This window comes from Microcoleus sp. D2_18a_D3, assembly GCF_036702455.1.
Classification (GTDB): Bacteria; Cyanobacteriota; Cyanobacteriia; order Cyanobacteriales; family Microcoleaceae; genus Microcoleus.
This window is the reverse complement of the sequence record NZ_JAUBTK010000058.1, coordinates 22,470-42,817: the sequence shown is the minus strand read 5'-3', so window position 1 is coordinate 42,817 and position 20,348 is coordinate 22,470. Positions and strand designations below refer to the sequence as shown.

16 protein-coding genes are annotated in these 20,348 nt (G+C 44.1%); 11 read left to right on the top strand and 5 right to left on the bottom strand.

Features of this window, described 5'->3' with window-relative positions; all coding sequences use genetic code 11:
- Positions 1-90 precede the first annotated feature (90 nt).
- Complete coding sequence (locus tag QUB06_RS23450) at positions 91-1,563, bottom strand: polysaccharide biosynthesis/export family protein (protein ID WP_333437324.1); 1,473 nt, start codon at positions 1,561-1,563, stop codon at positions 91-93.
- 205 nt (positions 1,564-1,768) lie between these two features.
- On the opposite strand from QUB06_RS23450, the gene QUB06_RS23445 reads away from it, so the two are divergent.
- The 11 genes from QUB06_RS23445 to QUB06_RS23395 all read left to right on the top strand — a co-directional run bounded on the left by QUB06_RS23445 (position 1,769) and on the right by QUB06_RS23395 (position 14,853).
- Positions 1,769-3,190, top strand: coding sequence for an O-antigen ligase family protein (locus QUB06_RS23445; protein WP_333437323.1), 1,422 nt, complete (start codon positions 1,769-1,771; stop codon positions 3,188-3,190).
- Positions 3,191-3,320: 130 nt separating this feature from the next.
- Positions 3,321-4,658 carry a flippase gene (locus QUB06_RS23440; protein ID WP_333437322.1) on the top strand — a complete coding sequence of 446 codons (1,338 nt, stop codon included), beginning with the start codon at positions 3,321-3,323 and terminating at the stop codon, positions 4,656-4,658.
- Positions 4,655-5,872, top strand: coding sequence for a hypothetical protein (locus QUB06_RS23435; RefSeq protein ID WP_333437321.1), 1,218 nt, complete (start codon positions 4,655-4,657; stop codon positions 5,870-5,872). Before QUB06_RS23440 ends, QUB06_RS23435 begins: the two co-directional genes overlap by 4 nt.
- Before the next feature lie 19 nt (positions 5,873-5,891).
- The gene (locus QUB06_RS23430) at positions 5,892-6,815 is read left to right on the top strand and encodes a glycosyltransferase family 2 protein (RefSeq protein WP_333437320.1); all 924 of its coding nucleotides are present in this window, start codon (positions 5,892-5,894) and stop codon (positions 6,813-6,815) included.
- A gap of 28 nt (positions 6,816-6,843) precedes the next feature.
- The gene (locus QUB06_RS23425; RefSeq protein WP_333437319.1) at positions 6,844-8,103 is read left to right on the top strand and encodes a glycosyltransferase family 4 protein; all 1,260 of its coding nucleotides are present in this window, start codon (positions 6,844-6,846) and stop codon (positions 8,101-8,103) included.
- A 354-nt stretch (positions 8,104-8,457) separates the two neighbouring features.
- The gene (locus QUB06_RS23420) at positions 8,458-9,345 is read left to right on the top strand and encodes a glycosyltransferase family 2 protein (protein ID WP_333437318.1); all 888 of its coding nucleotides are present in this window, start codon (positions 8,458-8,460) and stop codon (positions 9,343-9,345) included.
- Positions 9,346-9,486: 141 nt separating this feature from the next.
- Complete coding sequence (locus QUB06_RS23415) at positions 9,487-10,272, top strand: FkbM family methyltransferase (RefSeq protein ID WP_333437317.1); 786 nt, start codon at positions 9,487-9,489, stop codon at positions 10,270-10,272.
- A gap of 24 nt (positions 10,273-10,296) precedes the next feature.
- Positions 10,297-11,448 carry a glycosyltransferase family 4 protein gene (locus QUB06_RS23410; protein WP_333437316.1) on the top strand — a complete coding sequence of 384 codons (1,152 nt, stop codon included), beginning with the start codon at positions 10,297-10,299 and terminating at the stop codon, positions 11,446-11,448.
- A gap of 109 nt (positions 11,449-11,557) precedes the next feature.
- Positions 11,558-12,787, top strand: a complete 1,230-nt coding sequence (locus tag QUB06_RS23405) for a glycosyltransferase (RefSeq protein ID WP_333437315.1) — start codon at positions 11,558-11,560, stop codon at positions 12,785-12,787.
- Positions 12,788-12,846: 59 nt separating this feature from the next.
- Entirely contained in the window at positions 12,847-13,929 is a 1,083-nt protein-coding gene (locus tag QUB06_RS23400; RefSeq protein WP_333150197.1) for an NAD-dependent epimerase/dehydratase family protein, read from the top strand.
- Between the two features lie 117 nt (positions 13,930-14,046).
- Entirely contained in the window at positions 14,047-14,853 is an 807-nt protein-coding gene (locus tag QUB06_RS23395) for a WecB/TagA/CpsF family glycosyltransferase (RefSeq protein ID WP_333437314.1), read from the top strand.
- A 587-nt stretch (positions 14,854-15,440) separates the two neighbouring features.
- Here QUB06_RS23395 and QUB06_RS23390 read toward each other — a convergent pair.
- From QUB06_RS23390 to QUB06_RS23375, 4 genes are all read right to left on the bottom strand, one after another.
- Positions 15,441-16,379: a class I SAM-dependent methyltransferase gene (locus tag QUB06_RS23390; protein ID WP_333437313.1), complete on the bottom strand. Its 939-nt coding sequence runs from the start codon at positions 16,377-16,379 to the stop codon at positions 15,441-15,443.
- Positions 16,380-17,012: 633 nt separating this feature from the next.
- Positions 17,013-17,972, bottom strand: coding sequence for a DUF362 domain-containing protein (locus QUB06_RS23385; protein ID WP_333437312.1), 960 nt, complete (start codon positions 17,970-17,972; stop codon positions 17,013-17,015).
- Between the two features lie 125 nt (positions 17,973-18,097).
- Positions 18,098-18,424, bottom strand: a complete 327-nt coding sequence (locus QUB06_RS23380) for a hypothetical protein (protein WP_333104212.1) — start codon at positions 18,422-18,424, stop codon at positions 18,098-18,100.
- A 173-nt stretch (positions 18,425-18,597) separates the two neighbouring features.
- Complete coding sequence (locus QUB06_RS23375) at positions 18,598-20,022, bottom strand: aspartate ammonia-lyase (protein ID WP_333437311.1); 1,425 nt, start codon at positions 20,020-20,022, stop codon at positions 18,598-18,600.
- Between the last annotated feature and the right edge of the window lie 326 nt (positions 20,023-20,348).

The window sequence follows — 20,348 nt, the reverse complement described above, 5'->3', positions numbered from 1 at the left end:
TTTTGAAGCGGCCAGGTCGCGGCTGGGTAATCTTATTGTTTAGTTTATTCTAGCCTTTGCCAGGAATTATCCACCTCACCCGCCGCCTTCTTACCTGAATAAAAAGCGGAGAACGTTTATAAAATTTAACACTCCCGTAGCTGGCCCGACAGGTCCGATTACAGCGTTCATGCGATCGACAAAATCGACGAGACCCCTGCGAGATACGATAATCATGTCGTTGTTGCGAAGTTGAGGATTGGTTTCTTCGTTAATTCCTTGACTTAAATCGACTTGGATCGTCCGTTTAGTAGCTGTACCGTCGTTATTCAGGCGGACTAGCTCAACTTTATCTCTTCTAGCTCTGGTATTCTCGTACCCAAAAAATCCTCTGGAAATTAAAGCTTGATTCAGCGTGGCATTAGCTGGGAGGCTCAAGGGATCGAGGGATGTTCTGAGTTCTCCTACTACAAAAACGTTAATGCCGGCGGGGGCAAAGTTAGTGTTCGCGAGCAAACCAGCTTCTGCGGGGTTGACGATCGTAGCTTTGGGCACGATGATCGTGTCTCCCTCCTGGAGGATGGTATCTTGGGCGCCGTCGCCGGACTCTAGGAACTGCCACAGGTTGACTGGGATAATTTGTTCGCCTCTTCTGGTGACGCGCCGCACTTGGATTTGCCGGATGTCGGCATCCGAGGTGATGCCGCCGGCTAGCTGAATGGCCCGGATGACGGTAGGGAAACCTTCGCGGCTGAGGTTGTTTGTGGTGTTGCCACCGATCACGACGTAAGCGCCGGGGCGGGTGACTTGACCAACGATGGAGATCGATCGAGGTTTTTCTGGGGGTGGCGAAAAGTTAGCCGTCGCAAATTGACGAGCTTCTGCTTGGTTGAAGTTGGCGACTGTGGGAATCACGATTGTGTCTCTGTCTTGCAAAATGATGTCTTGAGAGATGTCTCCTTCCTGCAAGAATTTCCACAGGTTGACGTTGAGCACTTGATCGGGGCCGCCTCGTTGGGGACGGCGGACGCGGATGTTGCGGATGTCGGCGACACCCGTGACGCCTTCTGCGAGTCTGATCGCTTGGGTGACGGTAGGGTACTGGACACTCGGCGAGGCTCCCGGGCCAGGTGTTAGGGTGATAATGAAGTTTCCGGGCCTGGTGACTTCTCCGATGACGCCGACGTTGAGGGGGCGGGCGGCCACGAGGCTGACTGTGACTATGGGGTCTTTGAGGACGCGGCGGTAGGCGTTGCGGATGATGTTGGTGGCTTCTACTAAGGTGCGGCCGCGGATGGAGACCAAGCCGATCAGGGGCAGGTTGACTGAACCGTCGGAAAGGACTTCGTAGCCGCGGCTGAGTTCGGGTACTTCGAGTATTTCTACTTGGATGCGATCGCCGCCGCCGAGTTTATAGCTTTCCGGCGATCTCGTAACGGGCGCAACATTCTGGGCTTGCTCTGCGCCTAGCGGGATGGGAAGTTGTGCCGGGGTGCTTCGGGCGTCAGCGATGACAGTGGAAGCAAACAAGACAACACCCACAACCGACCGGGCTATCTGTCCTGGAAAATGGGTGTTAACCATACACCACCTAATTTTATTGACTATGATTTATATAAGTGTAGCCTTTTTAGTGCTGGGCAAAAAGCTCATTATTTTAAGCGATCGCCGAAAAAACGATGCTGTATTTTTGCTTTATGCCTAATTTCTGTGTTAGCGTGGTTGCGGGTTGACGGCTATATTTTATATCTAGATAATTCGCTCTTGTTTTAGATAAAGGAAAGCAATTATGACTGAACCAGTGTCTCCAGCAAATATGCTAAAAGAGCTGATATTAGGTAGTTCTTCATTAACATGGATGCTAATTGCTATACTCGCGATGGCAACTCTACTATTATTTCAATTTGCTAGCTATAAAAAAATAGGTTTAGCTTTAGAAAAAAGCTTTGCTGGTCTTTATATTTTTATCTCTCCCTTCCTGACACAACCTCCTTTTAATTACTTGCACTTTGTTAATTTGAAAGATCCAGAAGGTGGCCTATTAAAACTCATACCCTATTTTTTTTACCCCTGGGTAGTATTGATTTTAATTTCAAGAATTAAAACTTTTAGTAGCAATTTTATAGATATTTTTGCCAAAATATTGATAATGAATCCTTTTTTCTTACTTTATATATTACTTCCATTAGTATCTACATTATGGTCTATAGTGCCTGAAAAAACGCTAAGAGCAGGCCTAGCGTTTTCAGGATTTACTGCTTTCGGGTTTTACATTGCAGCCCAATATAAATGGGAATATCTATCTCGTTTTTGGCGGTGGGGATACACGGCAATCGGTTTGGCAAGTTTTGTAATGCAACCCCCTGGAGCAGGCGATTTTGTCGGCTTAACCCAATCTAAAAATTCTTTAGGGGGAGTCTTAGCTTTATGTACGGCATTTTGGTATTTGCATTATTCTCAAGGAGCTAAAACTCAGAAAGAACGCTGGATTGCTTTGGGAATGATGTTCTTTTCATTTTACCTGGTGAGGGCTAATAAGTCTGGCTCGGCTCTAGTGATTACTATCATATTAATAATTGCAGTCTCTTCGCTAAATTTTCTAAAAAAGTTGAGTTTTCAGTGGGCATTTACTGCCATTATATGTTTCCTGGTTTTCAGCATAATTATGACTGTTTTTGTCGTAGACAACCTAGAGGATATTATTGTAGGTGGGTTAGGCAAGGACTTGACTCTAACTGGGCGGACAGAATTCTGGCCGCAGTTAATCGCTGCGGCCAATCAGCGCCCCTGGTTTGGCTACGGATACGATGGATTTTTTCAACAAGATAAGTTAGGAGCGGGTACTCCTGCTTATTTTATTTATACTCCTAGTGGATTTCAACCTAAAAATCCTCACAATGGGGGGCTCGGTATCTTGTTAGCCTTCGGTTGGCCGGGATTAATTTTAATGATGACTTCGTTGCTGCTCAATTTAGCTTACGCAGTTCGGTATTTGAGTCGTAGCACGCTGGAAGAAGCGGGAATGCCTATTTGTTTTCTAGTGTCTATTATTATAAGCAACATCACAGAAGGCTATATTATAGATATAGGAAATCCTTGGCTGAGTTACACAATGTTGACGGTTCGACTTGCGATAGATAATGCTAACAATAGTTCTAACAGTAGCACCAGTAACCCTCAAAGGCGTTCTTTAGCTCGCACTGTCCATTGAAGTAACCTTTATTGGGCGGATCGTGGGTCAAGTTGTGGTATGTTGTTATAGGAGCAACAAATCTAATTTTGCGAGATTGCCGACTCTGCCAGAACCGCGTTTGTGTTTTGTAAATATTTAAAATATTCTGATGCTAGAGAAGTTAACTGCGGTGAGTCAAAGGCTCGGCCCTAGTCTGCGCCAGGTACTCAGCAACATAGCTTGGCTGTTCACTGACCAAATCTTGCAGATGGGTCTAGGTCTGTTTGTAGGCCTTTGGGTGGCTCGCTATCTTGGTCCGACACAATTTGGATTGCTCAACTACGCGATCGCCTTTGTGTCGCTGTTTAGTTCGGTGGCAACGATGGGGTTGGGTACTCTGGTAGTGAGGAATATCGCTCGCGACCCAGAATGCAAAAATGAGACCCTGGGAACTGCCTTCGGACTGCAATTTACTGGTGGCTGCATCACTTTGTTGTTAACTGTCACCGTGATTGGGCTACTCAAGCCCAACGACACTCTGACTCGGTGGCTGGTAGGTATCATCGCAGCAGGAACTATCTTTAATGCTTTTGAGGCTATCAATTTTTGGTTTCAGTCCCAAATCCAGTCAAAATATACAGTGTTGGCTAAAAATTCGGTATGTTTTTTAGTTGCTGCTGTCAGAATTGCGTTAGTAACAATTAAAGCCCCCCTGCTTGCCTTCGCCTGGGTTAGATTGACAGAGGTCGCATTGGTAGGAATCGCTTATGTATATTTTTATAAGCTTACGGGGAATAAAATTAAGGATTGGCACTTCAGTTGGGAAAAGTGTAAGGAACTCCTATCGGAGAGTTGGCCAATAATTTTGTCGGGATTTGCAGTTTATGTGTACTCAAAAACGGATCAGATAATGCTCGGTGCGATGAATAAAAATGCCGAACTGGGCTATTATGCTGCAGCTGTTAAAATTTCCGAAATCTGCGATTTTTTGCCGATGATCATATCCAGCTCTATTTTTCCCAAATTAGCGAATTTGAGAAAGACAAATTATGAAGAATATCTAAATAAATTTCAAATTTATTCTGATATAATGATATTTTTGTGGTTGGGAGTTGCCATACCGATATCATTATTTTCTCCCTGGATAGTGCATCTACTTTACGGTGACAAATATGCACAGTCAGCAGCGGTGCTGGGAATCTATGTTTGGGCGCAATTTGGCAGTAACTTTGGAGTAGCACGGAGCACATATTTAAACATAGAAGGTCAGTTGCGCTACGGTCTTTATTTGACTGTAGTCGGATCTACTTTAAATGTAGGGTTGAACTTTTTGCTGATTCCTAAGTATGGAGCTTTGGGAGCAACCACAGCTACTCTGATAACTTATTTTTACGTAATTATATTAGTCAATTTCTTGATTAAGGAATTGCGCCCATTCGCAACTTTCATCTGGCGCTCGCTTAACTTATACAAGGCAGCTTGTAGAATCAGAGGATTAGTAAAGTGATTCAAATTAAACCTAAAATCGAACAGCGCTCGAATTGCCCCTATTGCGACACTGAACTCAATGCCAAAAAAATTTTGTGGCAAGGGATACATATTGTTCTGGACTGTAAGTGCGCGGGATGTGGTAGCGAAATAATCGACGAGTTGAGAGTAGGTCATGGAGTCAGAAACTCAGTCCAAGTTGATAGAAACAAAGGTGAAGTTTTTGCCAAACTTGCTAACATAAAAGAATGGCTAGGCAAACCATTACTCAATTCACTCCAAAATCCTCAATCAGAAAAACTTGAGATTGTAAAAGAGATTTTTAAACCCTGCAAGCGGGTAATTATCTTAAACTGTATCGATCATCTTTATGGTCATTCCCTGCTGAAGTTGCTAAATGCACAAAGGCACTTAGAATGCAACTCGGACTGCGGGTTAGTTGTGATAGTTCCTAAGTTTATAAGGTGGATGGTTCCCGATGGAGTTGCGGAAGTCTGGACAGTACCTATTTCCTTAAAAAATGGTCAAAATTACTATCCCAGCTTCGCCGACTTTGTGGAGGAAGAAACTAAACGCTTTGATGAAATTTATGTCAGCGAAGCCCATTCTCATCCTAGCCAGTTTGACATCACGCGGTTTACTAGAGTTCCCAAACACAAATTTGATGAACCAGAAACAAGAATTACTTTTATTTGGCGGGAAGATCGTTTATTAGTTAACAGTGGGCTGTTCCGATTTCTGAAAAAGCTAAATCAACGAGAAAGGGCATTGCCATTGCAAAATTTGAAAATTCAGCAGTTATTTGAGAAAATCAGGTTGCAAGTACCAGAAGCAAAATTTGCCGTAGCTGGTTTGGGGACAAAAACCAAGTTTCCAGCATGGATTGAAGATTACAGAGTGGATAGTTTTAATGAAAAAGTTGAAAAGGAAATATGCCGTGTTTATTCACAAAGCCGCTTAGTCATTGGTCTTCACGGCTCTAATATGCTGCTACCTTCTGCTCATGCTGGTATGACAATTGATTTGATAGATGAGCGCTGGGGAAACTTTGCTCAAGATATTTTATACCAAGAAAGCGACCCGAGAATGGCTAGTTTTCGCTATAGATTTTTGCCCTATCAGACTAGCAATGATACACTGGCATACATAGCGGCTGTGATGCTTCAGAAGTGGTTTAATTTTAAATCGCAGATGACTGCTGAGCTTGTTAATTCAGATGTTGAAGACTACTAGAAAAAGTAGAGTCGCAGAAATGTTCAATTACCAAATCCAAACACCCGTCGCTTTTATCATCTTCAAACGTCCAGATACAACGGCTAGAGTATTTGAGGCAATTCGTCAGGCCCAACCTCCCAAATTGCTAGTAATTGCTGACGGCCCACGTCCAGATAGGCCTGGAGAAGATCGAGAATGTGCTGCCACTAGAGCTATTATTGACCAAGTAGATTGGGACTGCGAAGTCTTGAAGAATTACTCAGACGTAAATCTCGGTTGTCGGCTGCGGGTTTCTAGCGGTATGAATTGGGTGTTTGATAAAGTTGAAGAGGCAATTATTCTTGAGGATGACTGTCTCCCTCATCCTACTTTTTTCCGCTTCGCTGAAGAATTGCTGGATCGTTACCGAGACGATCGGCGGATTCTGTCAATCTCTGGTCAAAATGTTCAGTTTGGGAGGAAAAGAACTGATTATAGTTACTACTTTTCTCGCTACAATCACTGCTGGAGCTGGGCGAGTTGGAGGCGAGCTTGGCAGCATTATGATTTAGATATGAAGTTGTGGCCGGAAATTCGGGATGGTAATTTTTTGATGGATGTACTGGGAGACTCCCATGCTGTAAAAGTTTGGACAAATACTTTTCAGCTTTGTTATGAAAAAAAATTACAGAGTTGGGCTTTTCAGTGGACATTTGCTAGTTTTATTCAAAATGGTATGAATATTATTGCGAATGTCAATTTAGCTTCTAATATCGGACATGGTGTAGGGGGAACTAATACGGAGGATGTGAACAGTCCTTATAGTAATATGCCTGTAGAAGCTATAACATTTCCGATGAAACACCCAGCCTTTGCAATTCGGGATCTGCAAGCAGATAATTTTACTGAAAACACTTTATATGATTACGATCCGAAATTTGTCAAGAAAGTACAACGAAAACTCCTACAATTTTTGAAATAGTAAGTAAGCATGAGTTAAGGATGTTTGGATGAAAGTTTTGCTGGTAAGTAATTATGATATTAAAGGTGGTGCGGCGAGAGCGAGTTATCGCCTGCACAATGGTTTACAAAGTATGGGGGTAAATTCCCAAATTTTGGTAGGGTCTAAGTCTAGTAATGATGAAAATGTGCGGTTGATGCCGACTAAATTAGGGGAGAAATTTAAGGGTATTAGAGCTAAATTAAATAGGTTGCCGTTAAAGGTTTATCCAAAACTGGGTCAGGTAATTTTTTCGCCTCAATGGGTTCCTGATTCCCTGGCATCTGAAGTTGCGGAAATTAATCCTGATGTGATTAATTTGCACTGGGTTTGTGAAGGCTATATGCAAATTGAAACGCTGCCTAAGTTTAATAAACCGATCGTTTGGACGCTGCACGATATGTGGGCGTTTACGGGTGGATGTCACTACAGCGAAAATTGCGATCGCTATCTTGATGCTTGCGGTGCTTGTCCGCAGCTTCACAGCACTAAAGATGCTGATATTTCTCGTTGGATTTGGCAGCGAAAAGCTCAATCTTGGCAAGATTTGGATCTGACTTTGGTAACTCCGAGTAATTGGTTAGCTGAATGCGCGAAATCTAGTTCTTTGTTGAATAAATATCCAGTAAAAGTAATTGGTAATGGCCTTGATGCTGAAGTCTACAAACCGCTGAACCGCCCGGAGGTGAGATCTAGTTTGAATTTGCCTCAAAATAAACAATTGGTGTTGTTTGGGGCGATGCAGGGAACAGGCGATCGCTGGAAGGGTTTTCCGCTGCTGGTTCCGGCTTTGCAAAGGCTCAGCAAGTCGGGATGGCAGGACAAAATTGAACTTTTGGTGTTCGGTTCTTCTAAACCTGAAAATCCGATCGATGTTGGTTTTAAAACTCATTATCTCGGCCGGTTGGAAGATGAAACTTTAGCAAAAGTTTATGCAGCGGCTGATGTGATGGTTGTACCGTCGCGGTACGAAGCTTTTGGTCAGACGGCATCGGAAGCTTTGGCTTGCGGCACGCCTGTGGTGGCTTTTAATGTGACGGGGTTAAAAGATATTGTCGATCGGCAACAAAACGGTTATTTAGCTGAACCCTATGACAGTGAAGACTTAGCGCGAGGAATTGCTTGGGTTTTAGAAGATCCCGAAAGACACCAAAAACTCTGTCGCAGCGCTCGCCTTAAAGTTGAAGAGAAATTTACATTAGAAGTGCAAGCTCGCGAGTACAAAAAGCTATATGAACAAGTCTGGGAAGCCGGTAATGGTGTTCATTGAATCAAGCCAGGATGACTGGTATATTTTCGGAGAGTGCGAGGTGCTTATTTTTACCATTTTGTGCTTATTTATACCACGAGGTCTTAGGCAATTACGAGGGCGGCCCGCGTTGGAAAATCACAAAATAAATTAGCAAATGGGGTTTACGAGCGAATATTGTGGGGTAATGAGCGATCGATAATACAGTTTGTAACGATTCTGAGGGTGATCCGGTTTTAAAATAAATAAATTTCTTATTAAATCTCTTGATGGTGCGGCCAACTTAAGTTAATAATTGAACAGGACTCGAACTCGATCGGTATTGCCGATCGTCCGAGGACAATTTTTTACTTCTCAGCCCAATCTTTTAGATAAATGGAGCACACCAGCATAGCAGTCCTGATGACTTGTCATAACCGCAAGTTAAAGACTTTGACCACTCTAGAGTCGCTGTTTCAGCAAACAGTAACAAATGAAATTGCACTTAGCGTTTATCTGGTAGATGATGGCAGCACTGATGGCACGGCCGAAGCAGTACAGCAAAAATATCCTCTAGTCAAGCTTTTTTCTGGAGATGGCAATTTATTTTGGAATGGAGGAATGCGGATAGCTTTCAGCGAAGCCATGAAAGACGAGCCGGATTACTACCTCTGGCTCAACGACGATACGGTACTGGCTCCAGAGGCTTTAAATACGCTGCTGACAACCAGCCGCCAGTTAAGTGAAAAGGGAGAAAAAAAGGCGATCGTTGCCGGCTCTACTTGTGATCCGGAGACTGGTAATTTTACTTACGGAGGAATGGTGCAGAGCAGGTGGTGGCACCCGATTTATTTGCGAGCGGTAGAACCGATCGATCGCCCGCAGCCGTGCGATACTATGAACGGGAATTTTGTTTTAATTCCTAAAGAAGTAGTTCGAGCCGTCGGCAATTTAGACCCGGCTTTCATTCACTACGCAGCCGACTATGACTACGGGTGGCGGGCCAAACAGCAAGGATGTAATGTTTGGATCGCTCCCGGTTATATCGGCACTTGCGCTCTCAATCCCAAACCTACAGAAACGCCCGCTCAGCCTTTAAGCGACCAACTGCAAAAAGTTAGCCAACCCAAAGGTTTAGCGCTGCAAGATGTAACGCTTCAACCTCTAGAAGAATGGAAAGTTTACAGTCAGCGGTACGGGGGTTTGCTGTGGCCGATATATTGGCTGTTGCCATACCGCAGGTTGATTTGGAGGTCTTTCGTGGCTAAGTTAAAAGGAGCGTGAAAGATTTTCTTGCTTGAAGAATACAGGGTGGCGGGCGGATTTAACCAACTATAACAACTGACAATGATGCAATCAAATTCCCGTTATTTCACAACAAAATGGAACTATCTAAGAAATCACAGAGCTTTTAAAAAAGCTCCTTTGACAGCTATTTTTCGCACGATATATTGGGCCGTCCTTTGCCAGTTGCGGATTCCGGCGACTGTGGAAATTCCGAAGTGGAAGTGCCGTTTTTTCTTGCCTGCTAAGTTCAAACAAGCCGGCTCGACAGGCATTTTTGTACTGCGCGAAGATTACGAGCCGGAACTGTATTATTTAGAGCGATCACTCTCTCCTGGTTCGGTATTTGTAGACGCGGGAGCCAACACGGGAATTTATACGGTTTTAGCAGCTAAATTAGTAGGAGATGTGGGGAAAGTTCTTTCCTTCGAGCCGGGAGAAGAGAGTTATCAAAATCTCGATCGCAACGTAAAACTCAACAATTTGACTCAAGTCAAACTCTTTAAATCAGCTCTTTCAGATACAGAAGGAACAGCGAAATTCTACCACATTGACAACGCTCCCAACAGTTATTCACTAGGAGGCGATGGCAGCGAAAATACGACCTACGAAGAAGTAGCTACCACTACTATAGATAGCGTTCTGAACCGCGAAGGAATCGAAGGGGTAGATTTCATCAAAATGGACGTAGAAGGTGCAGAAGAATACGTATTGCAGGGTGCGAAGTCACTGTTTAGCAAAATGCGGCCGACAGTGCTATTTGAAATTAACGAAAAAGCAATTGACAGATTCAAGCTCTCCGATGCGGGAGCCTGGAATTTTCTGAAAAACTTGGGTTACGAGTTTTTTACTGTTAAAGATACCGGAGAGCTGCAAAGCGTAAGCGCTCCGCAGGAAGGGAATATCCTCGCAATTCCTAAAGCTTAAAAACGAAATCGAGGTAAACATTACATGGATGATTTGCGCGTCGCTTGGCTGGTGCCGGAAGTAGAATTGGGTGCATATTGGCAGCCAGTATTGAGAGAATTTTCAAAAGTGTTTAAAAACACTGTTTTCTACACCGGCCGCGTTTGGTCGGGGTTCGATCCGACACTTCCGGGAGCATCGGCAATTCAGTTGGTAGGGGAGACTAAATTTATCGATACGGAAAAGATAGAAACAGGATACGATCGCGGATTCATTGTAGTATCGCCTAGTATTATCGGCTATTTGCTAGAATTTAGACCTCATCTGGTCTTTCCCCAAGCTTTCTCTTTGTGGACTGTAATTGTCGCGCTTTTAAAACCGCTGATGAGGTGGAGAATTGCGATTATTTACGATGGTAGTTCCCCAAATACAGACTTTCGAGATTCCAGTTTTAGGACATTTGTTCGCCGCATCCTCGTGCGGTTTGCCGATGCTTTTGTTTCCAATAGCAATGCGGGTAAAAAATATCTCAGGGAAGTTCTAAACGTACCGGAGGATAAAATTTTTACCAGAACTTATCTCGTACCTGATGCGGGAGCTTTGCTGAAACGGTTGGATCAAACTCAGCCGCCGAATTTGCAGTTAAAACGCCCGATTTTTCTGTATGTAGGGCGCATCACGGCGAGAAAGGGAATAAAAACGCTTTTAGAAGCTTGCGCTATGCTTAAAAGTCAAGGTTATGTAGATTATTCGCTGTTGATTGTTGGCAAGGGAGATCAGCGGGAAGAACTGGAAGCTTTTATTAAAGAGCGACATTTTGAAGAGCAGGTGAGCTGGGCTGGATGGGTGGAATATGGAAATTTGGGTCCTTATTTTCAGCAAGCTGATATTTTTGTGTTTCCTACTTTTGAGGATGTCTGGGGTATGGTTGTACCCGAAGCGATGGTGTTTGGAAAACCGGTATTGTGTTCAAATGGTGCAGCTTCCTATGAGTTAATTGTGTCAGGGGAGAACGGTTATATTTTCGATCCTAGCAGTGCTAAAGAATTAGCGGATAAAATGCAAATTTTTCTAGATAATCCTGATTTGATTGAGTCGATGGGAGAGCGTTCACGACAGATAATTTCTCAAAAAACTCCGGAAACAGCAGCTAAAGCTTACGTAGAAGTTACATCTTTTTTGATGGAGAATAGATGAAGTCAGTTCTGTGACGGATTTTGTAAGGGATTTAACGGATGGAGGGAAGATGGAATAGAGATGAGGGAAGAGGGAAAAATTAGCAATTACCAATTAGCAGCAATGAGCAATGAAAGTTTTATTATCTGCGTTTGCTTGCGAACCTAATCTGGGTTCCGAAGAGGGAGTAGGATGGAATACTGTTATCCAATCTGCTAAACATCACGAAAGTTGGGTATTTACTCGCACGTTTTGTCGATCGTACATTGAAGCAGAACTAGAGCGGAACCCAGTGCCAAACCTGCACTTTGTTTATTTCGATCCGTTTGGGTGGAGCGAAGATTGGAAGGGAAAACAAGGATTGCTGCAACTTCACTACTATCTGTGGCAAATCTGGGCTTATTTTATCGCTCGGAAGCTCGATCGCGAAATCGGTTTTGACATAGTACATCACGTAACTTATGTCAAACATTGGTCTCCAAGTTTCCTGGCGCTGTTGCCACATCCTTTTATTTGGGGGCCTGTGGGGGGTGCAGAAGCAGCACCAAAGCCTTTTTGGCAAGATTTTAGTCTCCGGGGCAAAATTTACGAAACGCTGCGAGCATTGGCTCAAAGCGTAGGAGAACGCGATCCGTTTGTGGGGTTGACGGCGCGTCGCAGTGCCGTAGCGCTGGCAACTACGGAAGAAACCGCAGCCAGACTGCGATTTCTCAAAGCAAAAAATGTGAAGATTTTCTCGCAAGTCGGTTTGTCCCAGCAGGAAATTCAAGAACTAGAGCAATTTCCTACCCCGCCGGAGCAACCAATTAGATTCATCAGTGTCGGTCGTCTCTTACACTGGAAAGGGGTGCACTTGGGACTCCGTGCATTTGCGGAGGCGAAGCTGGAACAATCGGAATATTGGATTGTGGGAGACGGCCCGGAAAGGCAGCGTTTGGAAGCTTTGGCAACAGAATTGGGACTGGCAAATAAAGTATTTTTTTGGGGAACTTTATCTCGCGCTGAAACTCTTTCTAAAATGGGGGAGTCTCACGTTCTCCTCCATCCGAGTTTGCATGACTCTGGCGGTTTTGTCTGCACGGAAATGATGGGGGTTGGCCGTCCGACGATTTGTTTGGATTTGGGCGGCCCGGCTACTCAAGTGACGGCCGAAACGGGCATTAAAGTGGCTGCTACTGAACCCGATCGCGCTGTGCAAGGTCTAGCAGAAGCTATAGTTTGTTTAGCCCAAGATAGTGAATTGCGAGCTCGCTTGGGTCGAGCGGGTCAAACGCGCGTCAGAGAAATCTATGATTGGAATATCAAAGGTAAATTTTTTGCCCAATTGTGCGAAGATGTATTCGACGGAAAATCAGGATAACTTCTGATGGGTTCGATCGGGCAAAACACAAAAAACTATATTTTTTCAGGCGGTGAAACGTGGGCGTTGCAATCATTACTGGCTCGGCGGGATTAATTGGCTCTGAGGCGTGTAAGTTCTTTGCCAAACAAGGCTTAGATATAGTTGGCATCGACAATAATATGCGCCAATTCTTTTTTGGTGCTGATGGTTCTACAAACTGGAACCGCCAACTGCTCGAAAAGTCTTTGGGTACCAAGTATTATCACTTAGATGTGGACATTCGCGACTATGAAGCGATTACCAATATCTTTCAGCGGTACGGCGAGTCGATCGAATTAGTAATTCACACAGCAGCCCAGCCCAGCCATGATTGGGCTTCCCGTGCTCCGAAAATAGACTTTACCGTCAATGCCAACGGCACTCTCAATCTTCTAGAAGTAACTCGCTTGTACTGTCCTAAAGCGGTTTTCATTTTCACTTCTACCAATAAAGTATACGGCGATACGCCTAACAGTTTGCCTTTAATTGAATTAGAACACAGGTGGGAAATTGCACCCGGCCATACTTACGAAACCGGCATTCGGGAAGATATGTCAATCGATCAGTGCCTGCACAGTTTGTTTGGTGCTTCTAAGGTAGCTGCTGACGTTTTAGTCCAAGAATACGGTCGATATTTTGATATGAACACCGCTTGTTTTCGTGGCGGCTGTTTGACGGGGCCAAATCACTCAGGAGCTCAATTGCACGGCTTTCTCGCCTACTTGATGAAGTGTGCTGTCACGGGAACTCCTTACACCGTATTTGGCTACAAAGGCAAGCAAGTTCGCGATAACATTCATAGCGCTGATTTAATTTCGGCATTTTATGAATTTTATAAAGCTCCCAAAAGCGCCCAAGTTTATAATACAGGAGGAGGCAGGTACAGCAATTGTTCGATGTTAGAAGCTATCCAGATGTGCGAGGCCATTGCAGAACGCAAGTTTAATTGGACTTATGCTGAAGGGAATCGCATTGGCGATCACATTTGGTGGATTAGTGACAATTCAAAATTTTCCAGTCACTATCCCAACTGGAAAATGAAATATAACGTTAAACAAATCTTACAGGAGATTTATGAATGTAACCGCGAGCGTTGGCTGAAAGAGGATGCCAATGAGTGAGCGGGGTCAAAAGAATGTGCTGGGAATTTCGGTAAACGATTGAAGAATACAAGGTTAAACAAATCTTAGGGGAGATTTATGAGTGTAACCGCGAGCGTTGACTTAAAGAGGTGCTCCATGATTGATAAAGGGAAAAAGAATGTACTGGGCATATTAGTAAATGCGGTTAATTATGAAGCGGCTGTTAGCAAAATTATTGCGGCAGCCAGCGCCGGAAAACCAATGTCAGTTTCTGCTCTCGCGGTTCACGGGGTAATGACTGGGGTTCTCGACAGCACTCATCGTTATCGGATTAATCACATTGACTTAGTATTGCCAGACGGACAGCCGGTCAGGTGGGCGTTAAATTGGCTCTACCATACGGAATTGCCGGATCGAGTTTGCGGGCCGAATGCGATGTTACAAATTTGCGAACGTGCGGCAGAAGAGGGATTACCTATCTATTTGTACGGATCTCAAGCTTCTGTACTGGAAGCTTTATCTCGCAATCTCTGCCAGCGTTTTCCCAAGTTAATTATTGCTGGATCTCAGCCTTCTAAATTTAGGCACGTTTCGCCCGAAGAGAAACAAGAAATTGCACAGCAAATTCGCAACAGCGGTGCAGCAATTACTTTTGTCGGTTTGGGGTGTCCCCGGCAAGAAGTCTGGGCTTACGAATACCGGGACGACTTATCAATGCCGTTGATTGCTGTAGGTGCTGCTTACGATTTTCATGCGGGTAATTTGGCTAAATCTCCTGACTTTTTATCTAAAATAGGTTTGGAATGGCTGTTTCGGATGATGAAGGAACCTCGGCGCCTTTGGCAGCGGTATGTTTTTTTGAATCCGCTTTATATCTGGCTGTTTTTGCTACAAGCTTTGAAAATCAAACAGTTCGACCCCACAGACGCCACGCCACCTGTAGAAGAAGTATTATATGGTTGAAATTTAAAAGTTTCTTGTGAATTATCGGTGCTCACAAGAAAAAATTTAAAAAGCAAACACATCGTAATATCAAATCCGTTAGCATCGGAATAGTAAATTCGACTTCACGGCGTTCACGGCGTTCACGCCGTCAACAGTCAACAGTCAACATCATATATGAGTATAACCGGAAATGATATAACTAATCTTTTTGAGGTGCAACTACGATCGCATATTCAAGAAAACTGATATCAAATCCGGTGGCATCGGAATTATAGTGGGAGCTTAAGAGCTCGCGATTTGGGTAGCGAGATATTAAGCTCCCACTGACATGATCCGAATATATTATTCCGATGCCACCGGAAACGATATTACGCCCGAAAACAATTTTTACCTTATCTATGTGGTAAGCTCCCGACTGCACACATTACATACAAAGTTTCTGCGTCAGTCTCGATCGAGTCAGGTGGATTGCTGGGTCAATAGTCGCATTTGGTTTGAGCGCACTCCTGGCCTTGGGGATTATCGCAGGGGATCGCAAAAGTATTGTGACTGTGTAACCAAACTGGATACAAAACCAAAAGTTTATTGCCCTTACCTCGCTCTTGCTATGGCTTTTGGGCTACAATCCGGATCGAATCGTACTTGTTTTCATCAGCCGCAAAAATTGTTTTCAGCAGTAGATTCCAAGCTTGGGCCTTACTGTTTTCTTTGGGCTTTACCATCCGAGGGGATTCCATTGAATCGAACACACTCAAAATTTTTCTTTCATCATCGATCCAACTGTTGGCAAATTGGCGATAGTAGCCATTAAACTCAGTAGAAATTATCTCAAATCCCGCTTTTTCACAGATAGCGCGGAAGCTCTGCGGTGTGAAGAAATACAAATGCCTTGGTACATCTAGATGCATCCATGCAATCCCTGATGACTTCAGCCCAATACAAGAGTTATTTGGTACTTCCATTACCAATTTGCCGCCATCCACGAGCAACTGCATGGCATTGCGGAGTGCAAGTAAAGGATCTCTGGTATGTTCGAGTACGTGGTTCATCACAATCATGTCGTACTGTGTAGACGTGACTTCCGGGGGCAAAGATTCAGCAGTACCATAAAATACATCAAGACCTCGCTGCTGGGCCAAAACCAAAGCTTGTCGATCGGGTTCTACACCCCAGACTTTGTGACCATCTGCTTGCAGTTCTTGCAGCAGGTACCCGTTGGCGCAACCGATTTCTAATATCGAGCAGGAAGCAGTCCCGAACTGTTGCTTCCACCATTGACTCGTGACATCTACTCCGCGATCGAAACGCCAAGCTAGATGCGTGCGTAATTTATCCAAGAAGGAAATAGAAGAGGAAGACTCGGGACCTGTAGAGTCTGTATGATGAGTATAGTAGTCGTCAATCTCGTAGAAACTGGCGATTTTGTTGACTTCGGGTAAAGGATGAATGCATCCAAGTTGTGACTTTTCGCACCAGTACAATTGAAAGGATTCTTTGTTTGCAGGTCTGCGCCAATCACCGGGTATCAATAGCCACGGTTTCATACTCTGTCCCGATATCGGACAGACGACGGTAGGACTTAAGCAATTTTGACTTGGCATTTTAGTTTTCATTATTTAGGTACTTGATGTACTAATAACCACTGATGTTGGATTTCAAATCCGGAAATAAATTATGTGCCAGTGACAATTGCCGAATCTGAAATACAGCGGATGACTGCCCCAAAATTATTAGGTTTCAGAAACAGGATTGCTGCGGCGTGGTTTTCAGCTTACATCGAACTTTAAGCTAACGCATTTAACTTGCTTTGTCACGTGTGATAAAAAACTACACATTCCGCGATCGGGCTGTGAGTAAGTTTTCCTATATTTAGGAATTCAGCAATAATTAAAGTATAAATTAAGTTATAAAACTGGGTAGCGATGTCGGCTGCGATCGATATAAATAAAAGCTTTATCACCTTTGTGCCTAAATAATATTGCTGATTTTGTTGCAAAAGCGAAGTATAAAATTTGCGATTTCATATATATCGGTGGACGCAAATGTTGCGTTCGCTATTGTTCCTTGAAGTAAAAATTTAGCTCCCAGTTGAGTTGGGAAACCAAACTTTTCTGTAATCTTCAGCACCATAGCTGATTGACAAGCACTGATTTTTATGTAGAGGTGGCGAATGTATCCTATCGATCGGCGTAAGCCCCCATCCGTTCTTTGATAAACCGGATATAAAAATGCCTGAAAGTAGACTTAATCACCCGCGGCATACCAAAGTCGATCGGCATCATATTTTCCGGCAACTTCCAATCCAAAACCTTGAGATTTTCCGGCTGCAAAAGCGGAAAATCAATCGCCTCCAAATTAGAGCAAAGTCCCAATCTCATGGCCGCAGCTACAGTGGGAACCGCCGCCGGATCAGCATTAATAATTTCAACTAAAGTTCTGTCCAAAGCAAACACATCATCAGAGGCGCCCAAAATTCCCAAAAACTTAGGTTCGCCGCCGCTGGGCCCGTTACCTTCGTGGCCGATAATGCCATCCAAAATCGTCAGATTTGGGTTAATTGCCCTGGCCGTTTCTACTAGCATTTCACCGAATCGGGCGCTATCTTTGCCAGCTTCCATGTGCCACCAAGCCTTCATTTTACCGGGGACGCAGCCGAACAAATTTTTCACGCCCATTGTCACGGTTAATTGAACGTGAGATTTGAGTTTGGGCAAATTAATCACTACATCCGCTTCCATTGCTTCTTTGCAAATTCGCAGATGATTGAAATCTTCGCTGACAGTTTCGTAGCGTTTTCCTTGAAACTCAACTACTGGCAAATTCAGTTCTTCCAACAGTGGCAAATAACCGTTGGCTTTGGCTACACCCATCGCGCTGCCAAAAGCGGGACTATCACCTAAAAACGGTTTTCCTCCCGCTTCAATCACCATTTTCGCCACGCAGTAAACCAATTCTGGGCGGGTGACACATTCTTTTGTAGGGCGAGAACCGGTGAGGAGATTGGGTTTGAGTAAAACCCGATCGCCCGATTTGACAAAAGCCGAGATTCCGCCCAAGGGTGCCAGCAAACTTTCTAAAGATGTTTGCAAGATTTGGCGATCGTATGAATTGGCCTGAATTAAACTAACAGCAGACATAATTATGAATTAATTGGTAATTGGTTATCGATCGGGAATAATCTCAATGTAACGCACGCGCGGAACACCCTAAGCAGGGTGATCTGCGCCTGCGTTACCAAGAATCATCTCAATACAAATGAACCCTAACTATTCATCGGCAATCTACCAACTGCCGCCCGCTGCATGGTACTAACTCGCAGCGAGTTAGAGAATACTCCTTGACCTTGCAGTTCAGGGATAGCAGGTTTTACTTCTACTTTTACCACCCTGGCTGTGCAGATAAAAACCGTTTGATCGGCTAAATGGAAAGTCAACCAAGGTTGATTTAATAAATGCAGCACTTCCTCTTGGAATTCTTGTGCCGGTATCGGAATAGTGAAAGTTTCAGCCTGACCTTCCACATAATGAAATGTCACTTGAGTTGTGTTCTCTTTATCTTGAGTTAATTTGGCAAAAGAACCTGCGCGCATAAATCTTGCTCCCAACTTTAGACTATAAAAAAAATTCAGAATTAAATGTAAAAAAAATGAATTCTGAATTGTTTAACTTTCACCTGTGACAGCGATCGGGCAGAACTCAGAAGGCAGAAGGCAGAATTAAATCGAGTTCAGCCTTCTAGTTTCGAGCTGATTCCTGCGAGATCCTATACGTTAGCAGAAGATGTTGGCATCGCACTCATTTTCTCTAAATCTAGAACTTTTGCCAAGTCTTCTGCACTCATTAAACCCCTTTCTAGCACAATTTGCCGCAAAGATTTGCCGGTTTCTAGAGATTCTTTGGCGACGGCGGCGGCGTTGAGATAGCCGATGTGAGTGTTGAGGGCGGTAACGAGGGCGAGACTACCTTCTGCGTAAGCGAGACACCGATCGCCCTTAGCTTCAATTTTTTCGAGGCATTTGGTGCTCAGGGCGCTAATCGTATTGCCCAAAATTTCGATGCTGTGAATGAGATTGTAGGCGATCAGGGGCATCATCACGTTCAATTCTAATTGTCCCGCTTGGGCGGCAAGGGCGATCGCGCTATCGTAACCCATAACTTGAAAACACACCATCGATGTCATTTCTGCCATCACAGGGTTGTATTTTCCCGGCATAATAGACGAACCAGGTTGCACAGGAGGCAGTTGAATTTCTTTCAAACCCGTTTTCGGCCCTGAGTCCATCAAACGCAAGTCATGAGAGATTTTAACGCAATCCTGAGCGAGATTTCGCAGTGCGCCGGACACATTTACAAACGGTGCCATACTCTGCATAGCAGCCATTAAATGCTTGGCTGGTTTCAGGGGGTGATCGATTAATTCTGAGAGAATTTCAGCAACTTTTTGACAGTATTCAGGGTGAGTATTTAAGCCTGTTCCGGCCGCACTTCCCCCCAATCCCAGGGATGTCAAATCATCGGATGCCCTGTCAATTCTCAAGGTATGTTCTTTCAGAATTTGCGCCCAAGCGCCGAAAGTATCGCCGAGTCTAACCGGCACAGCATCTTGCATATGAGTGCGGCCGGATTTAACGATATCTTTGAATTCTTCTGCTTTGTTTTCTAGGGCGACTACGGCATCCGACAAAGCCGGAAACAAAGTTTTTTCTAACGCCAACAATCCGCCGATCCGAATCGCCGTCGGAATCACATCATTTGTTGATTGACCGTAGTTTACATGATCGTTAGGACTGACGCGCTTGTAGTTGCCTTTTTCATCGCCCATAATTTCCAAAGCGCGATTTGAAAGAACTTCATTAACATTCATGTGGTGAGAAGTTCCGGCGCCGGCTTGGTAGACATCAACTACAAATTGATCGCGCAATTTCCCTGCTAGGATTTCATCGGCTGCTTGGACAATTGCTTGACTGATGTCTTGGGGAATGCAGCCGAGTTCGCCATTAGCGATCGCCGTAGCTTTCTTAATTAAAACACAAGCATCAACGTATGTTGATAAAGGCTTAATGCCGCTGATCGGGAAATTTTCAACTGCGCGCAGAGTTTGGATGCCGTAGTAGACATTAGATGGGATTTGTTTGTCTCCCATCGAGTCGCTTTCGGTGCGGTAGCTGATGGTTGGGTGTTCGCTCATATCGCTTTGTTTGTGATGATTGGGAATCGGGAATTTTTTTTAAGAATGCTGACTGCCACTCCTGTTTTACCGCGCCGGCGGGTTCAGTAAAACACAAGTCACGATTGTAAATAATTATCTCACACTCCGAGTTAAATCTCAAAGATTAAATCTTAAATTAAGATTTTTCCCTAAGTTTTTGAAGAGTAGTTGTGTAACTCCGAGTTTTTTAGTTGGCATAATTTTGTACTTTATTAGATAAAATTGGCCTGTTTAACAATAAATATTAAACCATGCTTCGGATTTTTGTAACAAAAATTCAAATTACAAATCGGGGAAAGTTGTTA

Coding starts and splice junctions, on each gene's coding strand:
- QUB06_RS23425 (WP_333437319.1), top strand. CDS start 6,844: ATGAAAGTTTTGCTGGTAAGTAATTATGATATTAAAGGTGGTGCGGCG.
- QUB06_RS23445 (WP_333437323.1), top strand. CDS start 1,769: ATGACTGAACCAGTGTCTCCAGCAAATATGCTAAAAGAGCTGATATTA.
- QUB06_RS23450 (WP_333437324.1), bottom strand. CDS start 1,563: ATGGTTAACACCCATTTTCCAGGACAGATAGCCCGGTCGGTTGTGGGT.
- QUB06_RS23430 (WP_333437320.1), top strand. CDS start 5,892: ATGTTCAATTACCAAATCCAAACACCCGTCGCTTTTATCATCTTCAAA.
- QUB06_RS23390 (WP_333437313.1), bottom strand. CDS start 16,379: ATGAAACCGTGGCTATTGATACCCGGTGATTGGCGCAGACCTGCAAAC.
- QUB06_RS23410 (WP_333437316.1), top strand. CDS start 10,297: ATGGATGATTTGCGCGTCGCTTGGCTGGTGCCGGAAGTAGAATTGGGT.
- QUB06_RS23405 (WP_333437315.1), top strand. CDS start 11,558: ATGAAAGTTTTATTATCTGCGTTTGCTTGCGAACCTAATCTGGGTTCC.
- QUB06_RS23395 (WP_333437314.1), top strand. CDS start 14,047: ATGATTGATAAAGGGAAAAAGAATGTACTGGGCATATTAGTAAATGCG.
- QUB06_RS23375 (WP_333437311.1), bottom strand. CDS start 20,022: ATGAGCGAACACCCAACCATCAGCTACCGCACCGAAAGCGACTCGATG.
- QUB06_RS23440 (WP_333437322.1), top strand. CDS start 3,321: ATGCTAGAGAAGTTAACTGCGGTGAGTCAAAGGCTCGGCCCTAGTCTG.
- QUB06_RS23420 (WP_333437318.1), top strand. CDS start 8,458: ATGGAGCACACCAGCATAGCAGTCCTGATGACTTGTCATAACCGCAAG.
- QUB06_RS23380 (WP_333104212.1), bottom strand. CDS start 18,424: ATGCGCGCAGGTTCTTTTGCCAAATTAACTCAAGATAAAGAGAACACA.
- QUB06_RS23385 (WP_333437312.1), bottom strand. CDS start 17,972: ATGTCTGCTGTTAGTTTAATTCAGGCCAATTCATACGATCGCCAAATC.